Source organism: Limnoraphis robusta CS-951, assembly GCF_000972705.2.
The window spans coordinates 1-19,590 of record NZ_LATL02000082.1 but is presented as its reverse complement, the minus strand read 5'-3'; the positions used below and the strand labels follow the sequence as shown (position 1 = coordinate 19,590).

Sequence of the window (19,590 nt, the reverse complement as noted above, 5' to 3'; positions counted from 1 at the left end):
AGTCGGGCGGGTTTATTTAGGTTATTTGCTAACCCACCTAAATTTGTTAGAACCCGCCCCTACGCTATCGTTTATTTAGGTTATTTGTCAACTGACCTAAATTTCTGGTGAGGAGGGCGGGTTTATGTCAGTTATTTGTCAGCCCACCTAAATTTGTGAGAACCCGCCCCTACATTTTTATAAATTATAATCCCTAATCCCCAAAAATGGTTTCTCTTAAACTTGATATTGGTTATCTTCCCACACCGCCTGAATTAGTGACGGCGATGCTTGACAGGTTGAACTTAAACGAGCAAGATGTATTTTATGATCTCGGTTGTGGAGATGGACGAATTGCGATCGCTGCGGCTCAATGCTATGGTGTAAAAGCAGTTGGAATTGATATCGATCCTCAACGGATTCAAGAAGCAAATGAATTTGCTAAAATTACTGGAGTTAGCGATCGCGTAGAATTTCGCTTACAGAATTTATTTGAAAGTGAGATTGGGGAAGCAACAGTGGTTTATGTTTATCTGTTACCTCACCTCAATCTCAAGCTTAAATCTCAGTTTAATCAATTGCAACCGGGAACGCTAATTATTTCACGAGATTTTGAGATGGGAGACTGGAAACCCTTTCAACAGTTTCACATTCAAGGAGTCGAAGAAGAATCAACCTTTTACTGTTGGCGAACTTGACGAAATAACTCGGCTAATTTGTTCGCTTCTGTGGTAATATTATGTTGATGATAAACTCGTTCGGCTCCGTATTTTCCCATTTCTTCGAGTTGTTCACGAGGCGTTTGCAGAACTGTTTTCATCGCTTCTGTGAGCGCTTCTATGGAACCTGCGGGAACTAACCAACCGCTTTTGTTTGGTTCGACTAATTCAGGAATTCCCGCAATATAAGTCGTTAAAGCTGGGCGTCTGAGTGCAAGTGCTTCCATTAAGACTACTGGTAAACCTTCGGCGAAACTGGGTAAAACCAAGGCTTGAGATGCTAATATTTGTTCTCGAACTTCTGCGTTTGTTGCCCAACCTGTAATTTCGATATAATCTTTGAGATTAAGCTGACTCATCAGCGTTTCTATGGGATGGCGGAGTTCTCCATCTCCGACAAAGATTAACTTAAATTTTATTCCCTTAGCCGCGAGTTGACTAACCGCTTCAACCAGCAGTAAATGACCTTTTTGTTCGCTTAAACGCCCCACACAAACAAACCGAGGTTCATCGGGAATAGCAACAGGAGATTGTTCAAGAAATAGGTGATCAACCCCACAACGAACGACTTTAATTTTAGACCATTGTTTGTAGTCACACCAGCGATAAAGTTGACTTTTTCCAAAAGAACTAATAGCGACAACAAAACTGGCGTTATTGATTTTTTCGGTTAAATTAATTGCTTGAGGTTTATCAAATTCTTCTGGGCCATGAACGGTAAAGCTGTAAGTTGGCCCCCCTAACGCCCGACACAGCATTGCCACAGTGGTGGAATTGGTGCCAAAATGAACATGAATGTGTTCTACATTTGACTCTAAAAGCCATCGTAACAGCACACAGGCTTCTGCTAGATAGATGAGATGATAAAAAATACCGCGTTCTGATTTTTGACCGATTTTAAAAGCCAGTCCGATAGCAGAAAAGAAACGCAGAGGACGACGGATTTTTACCCAGAATACACTAAATAGTAAACCGATTGCTCCGACATTCAAAATAAATCGGGTTTTGGCGAGTTCTTGTTTATCGGCTTCGTCTACGAGTTCGTCTTCTAAAGAACGAACAGAAAACCGCAAAACTTCTATTCCAGTCGCTTCTACAGCCAATATTTCCCGACGGATGAAACTATGGCTAACTTTGGGATATTGGTTAACGAGGTAGGCAATTTTCATCTATCAATATTTACTCTTTACTGTTGACTGTTAGAGGGCGGGTTTAGGTAGAATATTGGCGAGACAGACAGGCTTTGTGTGAAACTCGCCCCTACGTTGAACCCTACTCTCTGTTAGAGGGCGGGTTTAGGTAGAATATTGGCGAGACAGACAGGCTTTGTGTGAAACTCGCCCTACGTTGAACCCTACTCTCTGTTAGAGGGCGGGTTGATGTAGAATATTGGCGAGAGATGCAGTATTGTGTGAAACTCGCCCCTACTTTGAACTTACTTTGACTTGATCTCGTTCTGTTCTAACCCATTCTTTTTCGCGTTTAACGAGGAAACCGAAATATAAGGGAATTTTCCAAAGGATGTAGAAGGGTACACTCAGTAAAGTCCAACCCGAAATGCGCTCTCGACCATATTTCGCCCAAGCTGCTAAAATGGCGATCAGCATCAGTCCGCCTGCAATAGCGCTGAAGAGAGCAGGTAGCCAGGATAAGCCAAAAATTCCGGCTATTATTGCGATGATTGTTACGACTAACCACAACATGACGAGTAGAGATAACGGTGGTACAAATAGATCTAAAGCCATGACGAATAAATCGAGTCGTCTTTGTTGCAGGGAAGCTTTTAGGAGTCGGGGAACTTGAGTTTGGATGGTTTGTAGATGTCCGTGTTCCCAACGGGTTCTTTGTTTGATGGCGGCTTGTTGTTGTTGGGGCAGAATCCCTGTAACTCGCCCTTGAGGACAGTATAAAGGAGGATGACCTGCGATCGCTAAATCGACTCCAAGCTGCATATCTTCGACAATATTACCACTGGCAACGCTAACTTGACGAAGAATTGACCAGGGAAAAGCCATTCCGGTTCCAGTTAAAGCACAGGGAAAATTCAGGCGTTCGAGTCCTTGAGGACGGACTTGATTTTTGACGAGAAAAGCTAAGGCTGAGATCGAATCTTTGGGAGTCGGTTGCTCAGGAATTTCCATCAAGTATAACGCTTGTACGGGTCTTTGTGTCGCGATCGCTTTTTGGGTAATTTGTTCGAGGGTTCCGGGTTCAACTCGACAGTCTGCATCCACCATGACGACAACTTCAGGCGGGTTTTCAGCTAAAAACTTTAAGCCATAGTCTAAAGCATAGCCTTTTCCGCGTTGATCGAGGCTATGACGTTCGAGAACGGTGACTCCGGTTTGACGAGCAATTTCGGCGGTTTTATCGGTACAATTATCAGCAATGACGACAATTTGATCATTGGTTTTTAATTGAGGTAATAACGGTTCAATTGTCGCGAAAATTCCCAATTCTTCATTATGCGCTGGAATTAAAACAGTAACTTGGGGTTGTAAGTTTTGAGACTTTGATAATTGATTAGATAAAGGGGTGAAAAATGCTAAAACACATTCAAGAAAAAACACTAAAATTGGCATGGACAATCCTAGTGTTATCCCCAATAGGATTATGATGAATAAGTCGCTCACGATTTACCTCGGAATCCGCCTCTGCTTTTAAATTTTATCAGGTAAAATTTATACTGACAAGATAATAGATTTCGCTGAAAGTTCATCAATACCGTGAATTGAGCGTTTTGCTCCGAAGTATTTAGGCCAGTGGGAGTCAAGAGTAGAGCTTTACAAAAACTTTAATCAAAGCCCAAAAATTTTACAATTTCTTGACATCCGGGGGTAAAAAGCATCACCCAATAGGCTCAGGAAGGGAAGTTTGATCAGGAATTGATCCAGATGCGATCGGCCAAGACTAGGGGATAAAAACAACTAGCCCTGTTGAAATGCTGGCATAAAGGGCTGACGATCGTTAGGGAGAAAGACTATACTGGTTCGGTAGAAATCAACGAATAGTGAGGGCAGCCTGATGCCTGGTTCGGAAGTCAGAGCAGAGGAAATCTCGGATCAAATGTTGAGGATAGCCAAACAACTCTTGAATAACAATGAGGGTGCAGGTCTCAAATCATTTCTTGAAACAAGGAACAATGCTAATTCAATCGCTTGGCAAATCTGTCACCAGCCTAACGCTACTGACAATTATCAGCTTGAATCTACAGTTACCCGTTCTTGCTCAGAATCAACCTCAGACTTCCCCAGCCAATCAGACAACTAATCCGACTGCGATACCCCAACTCGATGGAACCTATAATCTCGGTACGGGTGATCAACTGCGGCTTGATGTGTTCGGGGTTGACAAGTATAGCGGACAATATCTCGTTTTAACGGATGGAACCCTGAACTTACCAGGAATTGGGACGGTTCAAGTACAAGGACTGACATTACCCCAAGCTCAAGCGAGAATCTCGGAGCGATATGCAGCTTTACTCAAACAGCCTGTTATTACCCTAAGTTTAATCGCCTTTCGTCCGGTACAAGTTGCCATTTCAGGGGAAGTGAACCGTCCAGGGTCTTATCGAATGGCAGGAGTCGCAGGTCAAGCCGGAGGCGGTGATGGACAACTTCCCCGAGTCACCCAGGCGATTCAGTTAGCCGGAGGTTTAACTCAAGCGGCGGATTTAAGTCGGATTCAGCTTCGACGGGTTACAGCAACGGGTTCTGTCGTGACGTTGAACCTGGAAGAATTACTCCAACAAGGAAATTTGAGTCAAGACCCAATTTTATTGGATGGGGATAGTCTCTACATTCCAACGGCGGTTAGTATTGATTCGTCACAAATTCGTCAAATTGTTTCATCGGGCTTAGTTTCTCAAGAGTACGAACCGTTACAAGTGGTCGTCGTCGGACAAGTGTTTCGTCCGGGAGTTTACACCGTTAGTGCAGAAAATGATAACTCAGATCCGCCCACAGTCACCCGAGCGATTCAAATTGCAGGGGGAATTACGAACTTAGCCGATATTCGCAATATTGAAGTGCGTCGGATTACCCGAACCGGTTTACAAACGACTCAAATTAATCTCTGGGAACTCTTGCAATCGGGTGATCCGAATCAAGATCCGTTTTTGCAAGAAGGGGATACGATTATTATTCCCACTGCTTCGGAGATTAATCCGGCGGAGGTCGAAGCCTTGGCGACAGCCAGTTTTGCTCCAGCCACGATTAATGTCAATGTGGTTGGGGAGGTCGTCGATCCTGGTATCTTGCAAGTTCCTCCAAATACGCCTCTCAATCAAGCGATACTTGCGGCGGGGGGATTTGATAGTGTTCGCGCTAGTAAAACAGAGGTAGAATTAATTCGCTTAAATCCTGATGGTACAGTGATTCGGGAGAACATTATTGTTGATTTAGCCCAGGGAATTAATGACCAAAATAATCCGGTGCTACGGAATAACGATATCGTCGTGGTCAGTCGAACGGGTTTAACTCGTTTTGCAGATTCCACATCAGAATTTTTCAGACCAGTAAGGGATATTATCACCCTGGGTGCATTTCTGAGATTGTTTGGGGGTAATTAATCATCCGGCTTAACGGGGAAATCTCTCTCTAGAGTCTCTGAGATTGACCATTAGAAAAGCAGATGATCGTCAACAGTTTTGAGAATCTCCTGCATCCCAGCCCCATCAAAACTGCTGTCATTCAAATATCCACTGATAAGATAGAGTAAGGCTATTTCAAGTTAGGTAATTATGCAGCGTGATACTGTAGCGTTCGACTCGGGCGAGCTAAAAGCTTCACAATTTTCTGAGGAGACAGAGGAGACAACGGCTTCGTCTCAGGCTGGGTTAAATCTAGGCCCACTGTTAAGGACTATTCAACGGAAAATCCTGTTAATTGTCGGCCTGACTGGGGCTGCGGGAATGGCAGCGAATCATTATTTGATTCAAGAGCCGACTGCAACTTATCAGGGTCACTTTCAGATGTTAGTTGAACCCGTTAGCTCAACGGATAAATTGGCCGATCCCTTAACATTAACGAGAACCCAGGGAAACCCGAATGAGAATCTGTTTAGCTTAGATTATCCCACTCAGTTACAGATTTTGCAAAGTCCAGAAATTTTAGATGAGATTGTCAACCAAGTTCAAACTCAATATCCTAAGTTTACCCTCCAAGACATTCAAAAAGACTTAACGGTAGAGCGTTTAGCGGGTGAAAATAAGAGATTTGACGTCACTAAAATCCTGGAAATCAAATATCAAGGTTCCGATCCCGATCTCGTTGAAAGGGTTTTAGAGGAAACGGCAAAACGATATGAAAAATACAGTGTAGAGGAACGCAGTAGTGGTATTCAGGAAGGCGTTAAATTTATTGATGCTCAACTTCCGGATTTAGAAAGACGGGTCAATAGCTATCAAACTGAACTGCAAAACTTACAACAAGATTACCAACTGGTTAATCCCGCAACTCGCGCTCAGGAATTATATGAACAAATTCAAGTGTTGGAGACTCAAAGTAACGAAGCACAAAGACTACTTCAGGAGTTAAGAACGCAGTACGTTAACTTGCAAGCCCAACTCAATTTTACACCAAATGAAGCTTTAGCTGCATCGGCTTTGAGTGAAGCCCCAAATCGAACTCAGTTGTTGGCAAGTTTAGCAGAAATAGAAAGAGAAATTGCTAAACAATCAGCCGTTTATAACGACAATACACCCGAAATGCAATTGCTCCTCCAGCAACGAGCAAATATACAACAACTCCTCGATCAAGAAACCCAACAAGTCTTAGGTGAAAACTCAGCCAATATCTCCCCTAATTCCTCTGTTTTAGGATTTCAAAGTTCAATTCGTCAGCAATTGATTTCCCAGCTTGTTGACGTGAGTAATCAAATAGAAATGCTAGAAGTGCGTCTAGCAGGACTGCAAGAATCCCAGTCTAGATTTGAGCGACAAGCTCAAGTTCTTCCGAGCATTTCTCGTCGATATGCCGAGCTACAACAAAAACTAGAATTAGCCAACGGAAACCTGAAGCGATTTTTAGAACAACGGGAAAAGTTACTACTAGAATCTGCTCAAGATAACGTACCTTGGCAAGTGATTTCTCGGCCTCAAATTGAGGAAACGATAGAAGATAACAGTCAAAAAACCCTAATGATGGGTATAGTTGGAGGCTTAGTGGCGGGGCTGGTATTGGCGATTTTACTGGAAAAACTTCAAAATATTTTCTACACGATTGACGATCTAAAAGGATCAGTAAAACATCCGATGTTAGGGATTATTCCCCGTCAAAAAAGAAAATCTGTTTTTGAGTTATTTAGCAGTTCTCAACAAAAACAGTCTCGATTTATGGATGCTTTTGATGTCCTCTATGCTAATGTCCGTTTTCTGTATGGGGATTCTTCTTTACGTTCCCTGGCGGTGTGTTCAGCCGAATCTGGAGACGGAAAATCCACCGTTGCTTTACACTTAGCCCAAACAATCGCCAGTATGGGGCAGAAAGTGTTAATTGTCGATGCTAATTTACGTCATCCTCAACTGCATCAAAGCTTAGGCTTACCCAATCAAAAAGGACTCAGCAATCTTCTCACCGATAACCGCATTGCTCCGAGTATTCTCATCCAACAGTCGCAGATGGCGGATAACCTGTTTGCTCTGACCGCCGGGACTCCCACAGCCGCCGCCATTAAGTTATTAGGTTCGGCTCAGATGCGGCATATCGTTGATGAATTGCAAAAAACCTTCGACCTTGTAATTTACGATACTCCTCAACTGCGAGACTACACCGATGCCAGTTTCTTATGCGGACATCTCGATGGTCTGCTCTTAGTAGTGGGAATTGCTAAAACCCATCAATCCGTCACTCAAGACGTATTAGCTCAACTCGACAAGTTTCGTCTCCCCTGTCTAGGTGTGGTGGCGAACCACGCCAAGAAGGGTCAAGCCTCCACAAACCCTCCTTACTTATTGCAAACGATGCCTGTCCACAAAACAGAAGAGGTTGAGCAGTTAATTTGATCTCAATCCAACCTGAATTCAAAGATGGCTCAGACTCAACTGATCAACCCGTCAAAATCTCTTCTGTCCCGTTTATTACTACTAAGAAGGTTGACATCCTCTCCTCCCTAAAGGGAGAAGATTCCTCACCACGCCACCTTTAACGGGTGGTCGCGTGCGGGGGGTTGACGCTTCGCAGGACGCTGCTTCAATAACCGGAGTCTTATGCCTTCCTCCACGTCCGTTTCAAGTCTCAGAATGTCCTCCCGCGACTATTAACAAATCTTGTTTTTGTTTGTTTGTGTCTTCAAGTTGGATTTTCTCATTGACTTTAAGACTTCCCTTGTTCTGCCCTCAACTAAAGGAGTTCCAACCTAATCTTCTATTCTGTAGTATTTATGGGACAAGGCGGGTTTTTCAACCTATATGATTTTACCATAAAAGTCGCCCTTAAGGGCGAGGCTTGTATCCCAATTTTTTGGTCATCTGCTTATGAAACTTTTGTCTGATCAAGCTCCACAAGACCCGCAAATCAAGAACAAATTTCAAACCAAGTCTGACGGTAACAGGCTAGCCTCTGGAGAATTCCAGTCAACTTTTAAGTCGTATACTCGGCGTTAATTTTCACGTAGTCATAGCTTAAGTCACATCCCCAAGCTTTTCCGACACCCGAACCGGAACCCAACTGCACTTGAATCAAAACCGTATCACTCTTGAGATATTCCCCGGCGGCGGCTCGCTTCAAATACTCACTGGCAGCGGCTCGTTCAAAGGGGAGAGGTTGACCGTTTTCCATTAAAACAAAATCACCCAATTGAATTCGCAATTCTTCTTGCTTGAAACTCACCCCGGCACGTCCGGCGGCGGCGGCAATTCGTCCCCAATTGGGATCACGGCCAAAAATGGCTGATTTCACCAGGGATGAACCCACGATAGTTTTTGCAACTTGACTTGCTGCGGCTTCATCGGATGCTCCAGTGACTTGCACTTCAATCAAACAAGTCGCCCCTTCCCCGTCCCGAGCGACGGCTTTCGCTAAATGTTCACAAACCGTCGTCAACATCGCTTCGAGTTGATCGGCTTCCGGCCCTCTACCCGTAATCGCCGGGGTGCGAGATTGACCATTGGCTAAGGCAATCAAAGTATCATTAGTGCTGGTATCGCCATCAACGGTAATTTGATTAAAGCTGCGATTGGCGGCTCGACTCAACATTTCCTGCCACAAGGGAGGCGACACCGCCGCATCACAAGTCACAAATGCTAACATCGTCGCCATATTCGGGTGAATCATCCCAGACCCTTTAGAAATCCCCCCAATGCGAACCGGGCGATCGCCAAACATCGTTTCTAGGGCGATAGATTTTGTAACTAAATCGGTCGTAATAATTGCACGAGCGGCTGCATCCCCGCCTGTCTCGGAAGCTTGCGCCACTAGCTCAGGAATAGCAGCTTTGAGGGCATCCATTTTAATGCGCTGACCGATTACCCCTGTTGAAGCGAGTAAAACCGATTCCGGGTCAATATTCAAGGCTTGAGCGAGGACTTGAGCGCTTTCAACGGCATCTACCCAACCCTGTTCTCCTGTAGCGGCATTCGCTTGTCCTGCGTTGCACAAAATGGCTCTAGCACCAAGTCGTGCTTGCAGTTGCTGACGGCAATAATCGACACAGGCGGCTCGGACTTGAGAAGTCGTAAACACTCCTGCCGCGATCGCATCAACCTCCGATAAGATTAACGCCAAATCCGGCGCTCCCGATGGTTTCAATCCTGCTACGATTCCAGAGGCTTTGTATCCTCTCGGTGCCGTTATCCCCCCTGAAATCTCAGTCCAATCTGACATGGTTTCCCCTTTCTCTGTCGCTTCCAACAGAGGCGATTAGCGTTTCAAGCCCTTTATTATACCAAGTCAGGAGTTGGGGAGACAGTGAACAGTGAACTGTAATTAAAATCCCCACAGAAGCAGGTGCTACGGTGGGGCGATTGGGGTTTAATTGTACACAAAGCAATCTCTTGTGGAGGTTTAACTAACTCATGGAGGCGTTGCTACGGTCATAGCTTGTGCGGAAGTTTTCGGTGGGCTTCCCTTGAATTGTGCTGTGATAGTCACCGACTTCTATACCCACTTCGTCAGCAACCCGATTGAGCATAGCTTGTTGACGATTTTTAACCATCTGGTGATGACGCATCATTAAAGAACGAGCCTGATCTTGAGTACCCATTTTGATTGCTCTCCTAAATTTTTAATGAATCTTGATTTTTTCTTAAAGAATTGTCAGGGATTCTCAGAATAACCCTAGCTCACCCTTAGCTCATCGAAGCATTGCTGCGATCATAGTTTTGGCTGAAGGTGGGGTGGGGTTTTCCTTGAATGTGATTCCAGTAGTCTCCGGCTTCTAAACCGACTTCGGCGGCGGCTCGATTTAGCATCGACTGCTGACGGTTTTTAATGATCTGGTGATGACGGATCATCAACGCTCTGGCTTGGTCTTCAGTACCCATTTCTCTACTCCTCTTTTGGGGTTCAGTTCTGTCTGATGAGTCTGCTTCTTTGACTCACCTTTTTATCATAAACCATAATTCTGTAGTCTATTTTACAAAATGAGTTTAATTTACAATTCTTTACATAACTTTACATAAACAGGAGACAAACACGATTAATCCCCACCCTAGAGACGGATAGGGATTTCCCCGACATTTGATCTCAACCTGAGTTAGAACAACGGTCTATAGACGTGAAAATCAATATTGGGGAAAATATTGTCAATCGCTTCGACCTTCTGCAACCAACCGGAGTCTATTTTTCCCTGAAGAACATCCTCAAACAGCTTATTGAAGCGCATCAGATGAGATTGAGTTCGCCGCACCGCGTAGGGAACCATCGTTCCGGTACTCATAATAAACGCCCAGTCCGAAGATTGAGCTAAGAGCAATTCTCGTGCAGCTTGGTTGAGGGCGCGGCGTTCGAGTTCATCTGTCGGTTCTCGACAAGCCATCGTAACCATGCGTTCAGCCGCTTTGTGGAGGTGGGGATAAATCCAACTATTGGTATGATTGAGCCAATATTCATGGAACCCTTTGTAACCCCAACTCGACTGAGCGGGTTTGCAAACTTGGTTGGTGGGGTATTTTTTCAGATAATCCGCCAAATGAATCATGCCATAGGTTTTTTGATCGAACCAAGTCTTGCGGAATAAACAATCCAAGAACCAAGGGCCTTCATACCACCAATGTCCGAACAGTTCCGCATCATAGGGCGAGACAATCACTGGAGGACGCTGCATAATACTGTAGAGATGCTCAACTTGCTGTTCTCGGTTCTGCATGAAATTTCCGGCGTGTTCAACCGTTTTTTCTCGCGCCCAATAGGGATCGTATAATTCTTTTTCCGACAGCGCTACTCCACGACCTGTAATTTTGTGATATTTAATGCCTGTATTTTTGCGCTGACCATTCGGCATAATATAAGGCTTAATATATTCATACTCGGCTTCCCAACCCAAATCTTTGTAGAATTCCCGATATTCCGGCGCACCCGGATAGCCAACTTCCGAAGACCACACCTGCTGAGAAGATTCATGATCCCGTGCAAATACCGCCACGCCAGATTCGGTAAAAATGGGGGTGTAGGTGCCAAAACGGGGACGAGGACGAGCGTAGAGAATCCCGTGACAATCGGTGAGAAAATAGCGTAAACCTGCATCAGCGATTTGTCTATCTAAACCATCAAAGTAGGCGCATTCAGGTAGCCATATTCCCCTTGGGGGACAGCCAAAATTTTCCTCATAATGTTCACAGGCGACTTTGATTTGCGCCCAAACCGCCTGGGGGTACATTTTCATTAAGGGTAAATAACCATGAGTTGCCCCGCAGGTGATAATCTCTAGGTTATTGGTGTCTTGAAATTGCTTAAAGGCTGTAATCAGGTCTCCCTGATAGCGTTCCCAGAGTTCTCGAACCTCAATAAATTCCTGGATGTAATGTTCAGCTAAGTAGCGGACATGACCATTGTGTTTGTTGCGTACAACTTCCTGTTCGACGAGTTGTTGGAGTTGGGCTAGATGCTTGTCAAAACGGTCTTGGAGAAGGGGATCACGTAACATTGACACCAAGGGCGGCGTCAAACTCATGGTCATTTTAAAATCAACCCCATCCCGTTTTAACCCTTCAAACATTTTGATGAGCGGGACATAGGTTTCTGAGATCGCTTCAAATAGCCATTCTTCCTCTAAGACATAATCGCTCTCTGGATGTCGGACAAAAGGCAGATGAGCATGAAGAACCAGAGCGAGATAGCCAATAGCCATAATGATTTAACTTGAATAGAGAGAAAACAGATAGGGGCTTGCTGACAACTTTACAATATCTTAGGATTTTAAAGCGAAACATGAACACAGCGATAATAATGATTCGGATGTCTGATCCCCGGATTGCTGTTTTTGCTCTCCAATTCCTTAAGCAGAGGAGACAGAATTTAATAATATTCGCGGTTGTGACTTCTGACTCCTCTATTGTTCAATGAGTGACAGGTGACGCTCAAAACACGATAAGGCTATCTCCTGTGTTGCTGGGTGAGCAGCGATCGCTTCGTCACCGATTTCATCAGTCAACATTGTGTCAAAACCGCCCCTAACTGTTTATGGGTCACAGTTGTTGATTCGCCAATGTTCAGAATATCATTAGTTGGGTCAAGGGTGGCAATTTTTCTCGTTTGATGGGACTACGCCAGATCGAATAATAATATTTCAGCCTCTTCTGTTGCTTCTAGGGCGATTTGACTTTGATCGCTGATGGCTAGTCCATCCCCTGATTTTAAGGTTATATCATTGACTAGGAGTTCACCTCGAAGCACTTGAACCCAAGCATGGCGTTGGGGGGCGAGGTCATAGAAAAGGCGTTCACTTTTCGATAAAATAGCCGCAGATAAGTTAACATCCTGATGGATTTTCAGTGATCCGTTTTGAGGGTTTGAAGCTGCAATCTGTTTAAATTGACCGGGAGTTTCTAGCAGGTTAAATGCTTTTTGTTCATAACTGGGGGGGAGTCCGATTTGGTTGGGAAGTATCCAAATTTGCACAAAATGAGCGGGTTCAGTTTTAGAGGCGTTAAATTCACTGTGAAGAATACCTGTTCCTGCACTCATGCGTTGAACTTCTCCTCGATGAATGATTGCGCTTGTTCCGGTGCTATCTTGATGTTCGAGTGATCCTTCTAAGACATAGGTGAGAATTTCCATGTCTCGATGTCCGTGTGTATCAAACCCGGCGCCGGGACTGACTCGATCTTCGTTAATCACTCGTAAGGCGCGAAAGCCCATGTGTTTGGGGTCATAATAGTTGCCAAAAGAGAAGGTATGATAACTGTTTAACCATCCAAAGTTTGCTTGTCCTCTTTCGGTTGATTTTCTAAGGGTAATCATGCTGAAAAACTCCTGAGATTTGTTGATAAAAATCTTGTTTATATTTTGAGGATAGATCAAATTAGGGTAAACTGTGAAGTAGGCACTTGAATGTAAGATTGTATCTAAAAAGTAACTATGCAAGCTCCTCAAGAACAGTCTAAGAAAGAAAATTGTCCGGCTGAGACGACGTTAGCGTTGATTAATGGACGCTGGAAATTGTTGATTTTGCGAGAGTTATTTTCCGGGGTGAAGCGGTTTAATCAACTTCAGCGATCGCTAACGGGAGTGACTCAAAAAATGTTAACACAACACCTGCGAGAAATGGAAGCAGATGGTCTTGTGTATCGAAAAGTTTATCCAGAAATTCCGCCTAAAGTTGAATATTCGCTCACCTCAACAGGAGAAAGTCTAAAACCCTTAATTGAGAAGATGCACGAATGGGGAATTGAGAAGTCAGAAGTCAGAAGTCAGAAGTCAGAAGTCAGAAGTTTAGAATTGCCACATGAGATCTAGGAAGATTGCCTATTCCCGACTCCCTATTCCCTAATGAGAAGCGAGCTTTTTTTGTTCTTCTTTGGTCAAGAATTCAGGAACATATTCAGGAAGTAGAATCATAAAGGTTGAACCCACATCCAGTTCACTTTGGACTTGAATTGTACCCTGCATCATTTGACAAAAACGCAGACTAATGGATAATCCTAAACCCGTTCCGCCGTATTTGCGAGTTGTTGAATTATCGGCTTGAACAAAGGGCTGAAAGACTTTTTCTACTTGTTCGGGTGTCATGCCAATTCCCGTATCTATCACACTAAAAACAATCCAATTATCGGATATTTTATCAGCGTTATTATAAGATTCTAAACCATTTTTTTGTTCCCGGGGAGAATGACCATTTTGAATCGGTTCTGTTGTCCGAACCACTTTTAAAGTTACGCAGCCCTGTTGAGTAAATTTGGCGGCATTACTCAATAGATTTAATAAAGCTTGCTTAACTTTTGTGCGATCGGCGTACATTAAACCGATAGAATTAAGACAATCAATATTAAACTTATTATTATTTTTATGAACTAAAGGCTGAACAATGGCCTGAACTTCATTAATCAACGTGGCAATATCAAACTGTTCAAGATAGAGATTCATCTCCCCAGATTCGAGTTTAGAAATATCTAAAATATCTTGAATCAGAGCCAATAAATGTAAACCGGAAGCTTTAATCTGTTCTAGGTCAGGAATAAAATCAGTATAGCCTAAATCTTCAGCATCTTCTCGCAACAAATCACTATAGCCAATAATCGCATTTAAAGGAGTCCGTAACTCATGACTCATACTGGCCAAGAATTCACTTTTTGCATGATTAGCAGCTTCCGCCTCTTCTTTGGCTTGTTGTAACTCAATTTGGGCTAATTTACTATCCGTAATATCGCGAACTATTGCTAAAACTTCATTATTACCACTAACGACAATACGGGCTTCAAAATGACATCGCTTTCCATCAATAAACCACTCATATTCAAAAATCTGAATTTGATCGGTTTGTAGGGCTTCTAGAACGTGATCCGTATACAATTGAGCCACGTGTTCAGGCAACAAATCATAAACGGTTTTATTGAGATGTTTGCTCAAAGACTGAAGCAAATAGCCATTTCTAGAGGCTTTAAAATCCAGAAAAATTCCTTCGCGACTGAAGCGAAACATTAAATCAGGAATCGCATTCAGCAAGGCGCGATTTTTAGCTTCACTTTGACGTAGGGCTTCGGCTCGATGTTCTAAACTTTGAATTAGTTTTTCTTTACTTTCAATCAGTTCTCGCAACTGATCCGTCATGCGATTAAAAGAATCAGCTAACAACTCCAATTCATCCTGAGTCTGAATCGTAATTTTTTGAGTCAAATCTCCCTCAGCCAGACGTTGTGTAGCCGCCGTCATTTGCTGGAGAGGTTCAGTAATTGAGCGACTCAAAACCAACGCCAAGGCGGTTCCGGCTGTAGCGGCGGTGATGGCGACAATCAAGCCTTGATTGCGAACGGCTGCCATTTTAGCTTCTAATGGAGCGGTTGATAAGCCCACACTCACGGCGCCCAAGCGTTGACGCCCGACTTTCACAGCTTTTCCGGCGAGTAACTGATCGTCTTCCCATTGAAAAATCGTGTGATTACTTTGGACTAATATTTGACCAAAGGGATCAGGTTCAACCCGATGCACCAACACACTATCACTGTAAGCATCTGCGACAATACGACCTTGCTTTTCATAAATACGTCCGGCGGAGAGAACTTGATCGGCTCCGAGTTGCCCCATAATTTCTTCCATGAAGTCAGCATTGAGCATATACAGAGAGTCTGCTGTTGTCACCGCCAACGTATCTAAAAGAATCTTTGCTTGTTGTTCAAGTTCTTTGCGAAAAGTTTGTTGTTCACGACGTAGGGATAGCCAGGTAACGCTCACCACAGCAACGATGACCAAGCTTGTCATGGCCAACGTTAACTTGCTTGCTAGCGACACCCGTCTGATCCCAAAAAGGCGCATCCAACTCACCTGTTTTTGACCTTCTCATACAATTCTCGCATTCTGGCAATGTCTTCCTCGGTGGGGAAATTGTCAAATTTTGTTGTTTCTTCAAAATTCTCCATCACCTCCCGTCCTTCAGGAGACTGATCCATGTTGAGTAATGTTTGTTTGATTTGTTCAACAAGTTTTGGATCTAAGCCTTCTCGCACCAAAACAACGTGACGAGCCACTTTTTCAGTTTCTGCTAATACAGTCATGGCTTCACGACTTTCTGGAGGAATATTTAAGAAACTGCGATGATCAATAGCGGCCGCATCCACTCGACGACTGATCACCCATTGAATATTATTTTGGTCGTCTTGGCTAAAGACATAACCCACTTCGTCGGCTGCTACGCTTTCATCGGATGACTCTTTTTTCTTCATATTTAACCCCGCTTCCATCATGTGAACCATCGGTAACACATAGCCCGAAGTGGAGGTGGGGTCATCAAAGGCAAGCTTGTGGCCTGTTAAATCATTCAAGCTTGTGAATCCGCTATCGGTCATGGCGAAGATGATAGTATAATAAACAGCATCGCCACCTTTCCAACGACGCAGAATAGGTTGCGCCCCAGAAATTTCATTAACGAGCATCGCTGGATAGGGACTGTCGAAGTAGATATCCACCTCACCCGATTTGAGTAAGCTTGCCATCGCTTCTGTATCGGGAGCAACTTTGACTTCACCCACGCCAATGCCAAATTCTCCGAGATTTGCAGCCAGATAGTCGGCTAACGGTTGATAACGCTTAATTTTTTTTGCAGGTTGACTGGTGACATCTCCAACTACAATGGTTCCTGTTAACTCAGGGTTGTCCGCCGGGTCGTTTGTTTCGGGACTAGAGGTTGTTGTTTGAGCCGTACAACTGAACAATAGGGTAGCTAGACCCACAAGTAAAGTTTTTCCAAAGAAGGTGCGTAGCATTGGATTTAATTTTGTAGTGTTGAGTCAGCAAGGGCTTTAACTTCAAGTATGGCATTTGTGTGAAACGATACTCAATTGGCGATCGCAAAAGTAGATGCAGAGGGATTTCTTGGCAGTTGAGTAGAGTCGTCAGAGGGAATCGTCAAATCATAATCAGCTTCAGTGAGCTTGCCTTCACTGAGCAACAAAATAAATCATAGCTTGCCTATAGCGTGATTTTAACAAACCCTTGAGTGATCAATCAGTAATGAAATTTGAGAACTTGCTTCACATAGGGGTTTTTTTGGAGGATTTACGGAGTGCTTATTTAAAGATTTAGTAAAAAATCAGTAAATTCAACTAGAAGATCTTGTCATTTGCACTGTAAAAATGCAAGAATTCTGTATACTCACGCATGAATATCAATTCTAATTCCCTCCTTAATGCTACTTATACAGTTAGTGATACATATATAATGTGATATTCTCAGGGACATCTGTACTAGCAAAACAGATGAGTGCATCTGATCCGCTCAGTGTTATCGGGTTCAATTTGTGAAAACCTTTGAAGCTGTAGAAGTGGGTCACTCTCTGAGAGCATCTTCACAGAGGGATAGATTCATGTTTTTCTATTGAGGTTTTCAGAAATTTTGATTTCATTTTCCTTTAAAACAAACTCTAACTCGGAGGTTTTTCAATGAACAACTTTGATCGGGGATGCCGTATCTGCTATCAAACCATGAAACATTTTGTTTTCTCAGCAATCCAGTCAACCTTTTTACTCGGTTTAATCTCAACTTCCGCTACTGCTTCTACGCTAAAAATCCAACCGATTGGGAGTTATTCTACAGGCATTTTTGATGATGAAGCTGCCTTTATTTCGGCATTTGATCCGTTTTCAAGCAATTTATTTGTAACAAATCGTAGCGCCCAGTCCATTGACATTCTTAGCCTGTCCAACCCCACGAACCCCTTCCTCGTGGGTCAGATCAAAATTCCGGATCTCAATCCCGATTTGTTTGGGAATGTCCTTCATGTGCGTTCATTTAGCTATGATACTCAGAGTTTGTTTGCCGTTAGTGTAGAAAACGTTAATCGCCAAGACAACGGCAGTTTGTTATTCTTCAACGCCGATGGCAGTCTGTTTAACGGCAGTCTTGAAAATTCCTCGGTCATGGCTGGCCCCTTACCCGATATGTTCAGCTTCACACCCGACGGAACAAAGCTTCTTGTTGCTAATGAAGGGGAACCCAACGATGAGTATACGATCGATCCTGAAGGTTCAGTCAGTCTAATTGATTTAGAAAATCTGTTTGCAGGTTTGGCGCCCACAGAGACAAAAATTGGCTTAACGGACTTTAATGTTGGCGGTTCTAAAGCAGACAAACTCACAGGTGAAGGGATTAGGATTTTTGGGCCGAATGCAACAGTTGCTCAAAACCTTGAACCCGAGTATATCACCGTTTCCGCAGATGGCAAAAAAGCCTGGGTGACATTCCAAGAAAATAATGCGATTGGTTTACTTGACTTAGAAACTCGGGAATTTACCGAAATTGTCGGACTAGGATTTAAAGATCATACTTTACCGGGTAACGGTTTAGATGCCAGTGATCGAGATGACGGTATTAACATCAAAAACTGGCCGATTTTTGGGATGTATCAACCCGATGAAATTGCCCGTTATACCGCCAATGGTAAAAGCTATCTTGTCATTGCCAATGAAGGTTCGGGTGTAGAGTTTAGTGGGTTTAACGAAGAAGTTCGGGTGGAAGATTTAACCCTTGATCCCGATGCGTTTCCGGCGGATATTCAAGATCGAGATAAACTGGGTCGTTTAACGGTAACAAATCAACTGGGTGACACCGATGGCGATGGTGATTTTGATGAACTTTATGTCTTTGGTGGACGCAGTTTTTCCATCTTAGATGAAAACGGAAAAATGATTTTTGATAGCGGCGATCAATTTGAACAAATTACCGCTAAATTATTCCCTGAATACTTCAACGCCGATAACTCCGAAAATAACTTCGATAACCGTAGCGACAACAAAGGCCCTGAACCAGAAGGTGTTACCATTGGTGAATTGTTTGGTCGTACCTATGCCTTTATTGGCTTAGAACGCATTGGCGGAATTATGACCTATGATATTACTGATCCGTTGAATCCCTTCTTTGTCAGTTACGATAATAACCGGGATTTCTCGGTTGAATTCGACGAAAATGAAGAGGGAGATCCAGCGCCGACTCCTGCACAATTAGCGGCAGTGGGTGATTTAGGCCCGGAAGGATTGTTATTTGTTGATGCCAAAAATAGCCCCAACGGAAAAACCCTGTTAATCGCCACTAATGAAGTTAGCGGAACCACAACGATTTATAGTGTTGAACGTGTTCCTGAACCCGGTACTATTTTAGGTCTTTTGGCTGCTAGTGGTTTAGGAAGTTTGATGGTGAAACGCAAGGGTTAATATCATGTCCGGTTGAACAGTTATAAATAAACGACAGAGGAGTCAGGAGTCAGGAGTCAGGAGTCAGGAGGAAATCAAGAAGAAGAAAGAGGAGGAGAAGGAGAAAGTTTTTTATCACTAATTATCCGGACATGATATAAAATTAGGTTGAAAAGCCGATCAAAAACCCGGTTTCTTTGAGAAACCGGGTTTTTAAAGTGTATTTATATGAAATCGAAAAAATAATGCTACTAAAGCTTCCAAATAGATGCCGGAATAATTTGGATGAACAGGGCTGGTTTATTCGCCTTGTTGGTGAGTGATATCATGTCCGACTAATCAATAATGATTCTGTAGGGGCGGGTTCTACAATATCTTTAGCACTACTGAGAGATTGAGATAAACCCGCCCCACCCCATAACAGAATTAATCAACCGGACATAATATGACATCAATCTGGGTGGAACCCGCCCCTACAGTCAAAACAGGGCGGGTTTATTCACCTTGTTGGTGAGTGACATCGATTTGGGTGGAACCCGCCCCTACAGTCAAAACAGGGCGGGTTTATTCACCTTGTTGGTGAGTGACATCGATTTGGGTGGAACCCGCCCCTACAGT

14 protein-coding genes are annotated in these 19,590 nt (G+C 43.6%); 5 read left to right on the top strand and 9 right to left on the bottom strand.

Annotated elements, in window-relative coordinates:
• Positions 1-206 precede the first annotated feature (206 nt).
• Positions 207-677 carry an SAM-dependent methyltransferase gene (locus tag WN50_RS07230; RefSeq protein ID WP_046281252.1) on the top strand — a complete coding sequence of 157 codons (471 nt, stop codon included), beginning with the start codon at positions 207-209 and terminating at the stop codon, positions 675-677.
• Here WN50_RS07230 and WN50_RS07225 read toward each other — a convergent pair.
• Together WN50_RS07225 and WN50_RS07220 are read right to left on the bottom strand one after the other, a co-directional pair.
• The gene (locus WN50_RS07225; protein ID WP_046281251.1) at positions 659-1,867 is read right to left on the bottom strand and encodes a glycosyltransferase; all 1,209 of its coding nucleotides are present in this window, start codon (positions 1,865-1,867) and stop codon (positions 659-661) included. The two genes, WN50_RS07230 and WN50_RS07225, sit on opposite strands and share 19 nt — an antisense overlap.
• A 255-nt stretch (positions 1,868-2,122) precedes the next feature.
• Positions 2,123-3,280 carry a glycosyltransferase family 2 protein gene (locus tag WN50_RS07220; RefSeq protein WP_046281250.1) on the bottom strand — a complete coding sequence of 386 codons (1,158 nt, stop codon included), beginning with the start codon at positions 3,278-3,280 and terminating at the stop codon, positions 2,123-2,125.
• A 560-nt stretch (positions 3,281-3,840) separates the two neighbouring features.
• Between WN50_RS07220 and WN50_RS07215 the strand changes: the two genes are divergently transcribed.
• Together WN50_RS07215 and WN50_RS07210 are read left to right on the top strand one after the other, a co-directional pair.
• The gene (locus WN50_RS07215) at positions 3,841-5,268 is read left to right on the top strand and encodes an SLBB domain-containing protein (protein WP_046281249.1); all 1,428 of its coding nucleotides are present in this window, start codon (positions 3,841-3,843) and stop codon (positions 5,266-5,268) included.
• 171 nt (positions 5,269-5,439) lie between these two features.
• Positions 5,440-7,701, top strand: coding sequence for a GumC family protein (locus WN50_RS07210; RefSeq protein WP_046281248.1), 2,262 nt, complete (start codon positions 5,440-5,442; stop codon positions 7,699-7,701).
• Between the two features lie 577 nt (positions 7,702-8,278).
• Here WN50_RS07210 and argJ read toward each other — a convergent pair.
• The 5 genes from argJ to WN50_RS07185 form a co-directional block, all read right to left on the bottom strand.
• Entirely contained in the window at positions 8,279-9,520 is a 1,242-nt protein-coding gene (gene argJ / locus WN50_RS07205) for a bifunctional ornithine acetyltransferase/N-acetylglutamate synthase (RefSeq protein WP_046281247.1), read from the bottom strand.
• Between the two features lie 184 nt (positions 9,521-9,704).
• Entirely contained in the window at positions 9,705-9,899 is a 195-nt protein-coding gene (gene gifA, locus WN50_RS07200) for a glutamine synthetase inactivation factor IF7A (RefSeq protein WP_046281246.1), read from the bottom strand.
• Positions 9,900-9,984: 85 nt separating this feature from the next.
• Positions 9,985-10,179 (bottom strand): glutamine synthetase inactivation factor IF7A, encoded by a 195-nt coding sequence (gene gifA / locus WN50_RS07195; protein ID WP_046281245.1) that lies wholly within the window; start codon positions 10,177-10,179, stop codon positions 9,985-9,987.
• Between the two features lie 212 nt (positions 10,180-10,391).
• Positions 10,392-11,984: a glycoside hydrolase family 57 protein gene (locus tag WN50_RS07190; protein ID WP_046281244.1), complete on the bottom strand. Its 1,593-nt coding sequence runs from the start codon at positions 11,982-11,984 to the stop codon at positions 10,392-10,394.
• 413 nt (positions 11,985-12,397) lie between these two features.
• Positions 12,398-13,096 carry a pirin family protein gene (locus WN50_RS07185; protein WP_046281243.1) on the bottom strand — a complete coding sequence of 233 codons (699 nt, stop codon included), beginning with the start codon at positions 13,094-13,096 and terminating at the stop codon, positions 12,398-12,400.
• Positions 13,097-13,213: 117 nt separating this feature from the next.
• Between WN50_RS07185 and WN50_RS07180 the strand changes: the two genes are divergently transcribed.
• A complete protein-coding gene (locus WN50_RS07180; protein ID WP_046281242.1) occupies positions 13,214-13,591 on the top strand; it encodes a winged helix-turn-helix transcriptional regulator in 378 nt (125 codons plus the stop codon).
• A gap of 30 nt (positions 13,592-13,621) precedes the next feature.
• On the opposite strand, the gene WN50_RS07175 is transcribed toward WN50_RS07180, so the two are convergent.
• Together WN50_RS07175 and WN50_RS07170 are read right to left on the bottom strand one after the other, a co-directional pair.
• Positions 13,622-15,550, bottom strand: a complete 1,929-nt coding sequence (locus tag WN50_RS07175; RefSeq protein ID WP_235440868.1) for a sensor histidine kinase — start codon at positions 15,548-15,550, stop codon at positions 13,622-13,624.
• A gap of 59 nt (positions 15,551-15,609) precedes the next feature.
• Complete coding sequence (locus tag WN50_RS07170) at positions 15,610-16,551, bottom strand: phosphate/phosphite/phosphonate ABC transporter substrate-binding protein (RefSeq protein WP_046281240.1); 942 nt, start codon at positions 16,549-16,551, stop codon at positions 15,610-15,612.
• Positions 16,552-17,226: 675 nt separating this feature from the next.
• Between WN50_RS07170 and WN50_RS07165 the strand changes: the two genes are divergently transcribed.
• Positions 17,227-18,993 (top strand): choice-of-anchor I family protein, encoded by a 1,767-nt coding sequence (locus WN50_RS07165; RefSeq protein WP_046281239.1) that lies wholly within the window; start codon positions 17,227-17,229, stop codon positions 18,991-18,993.
• Positions 18,994-19,590: the final 597 nt, after the last annotated feature.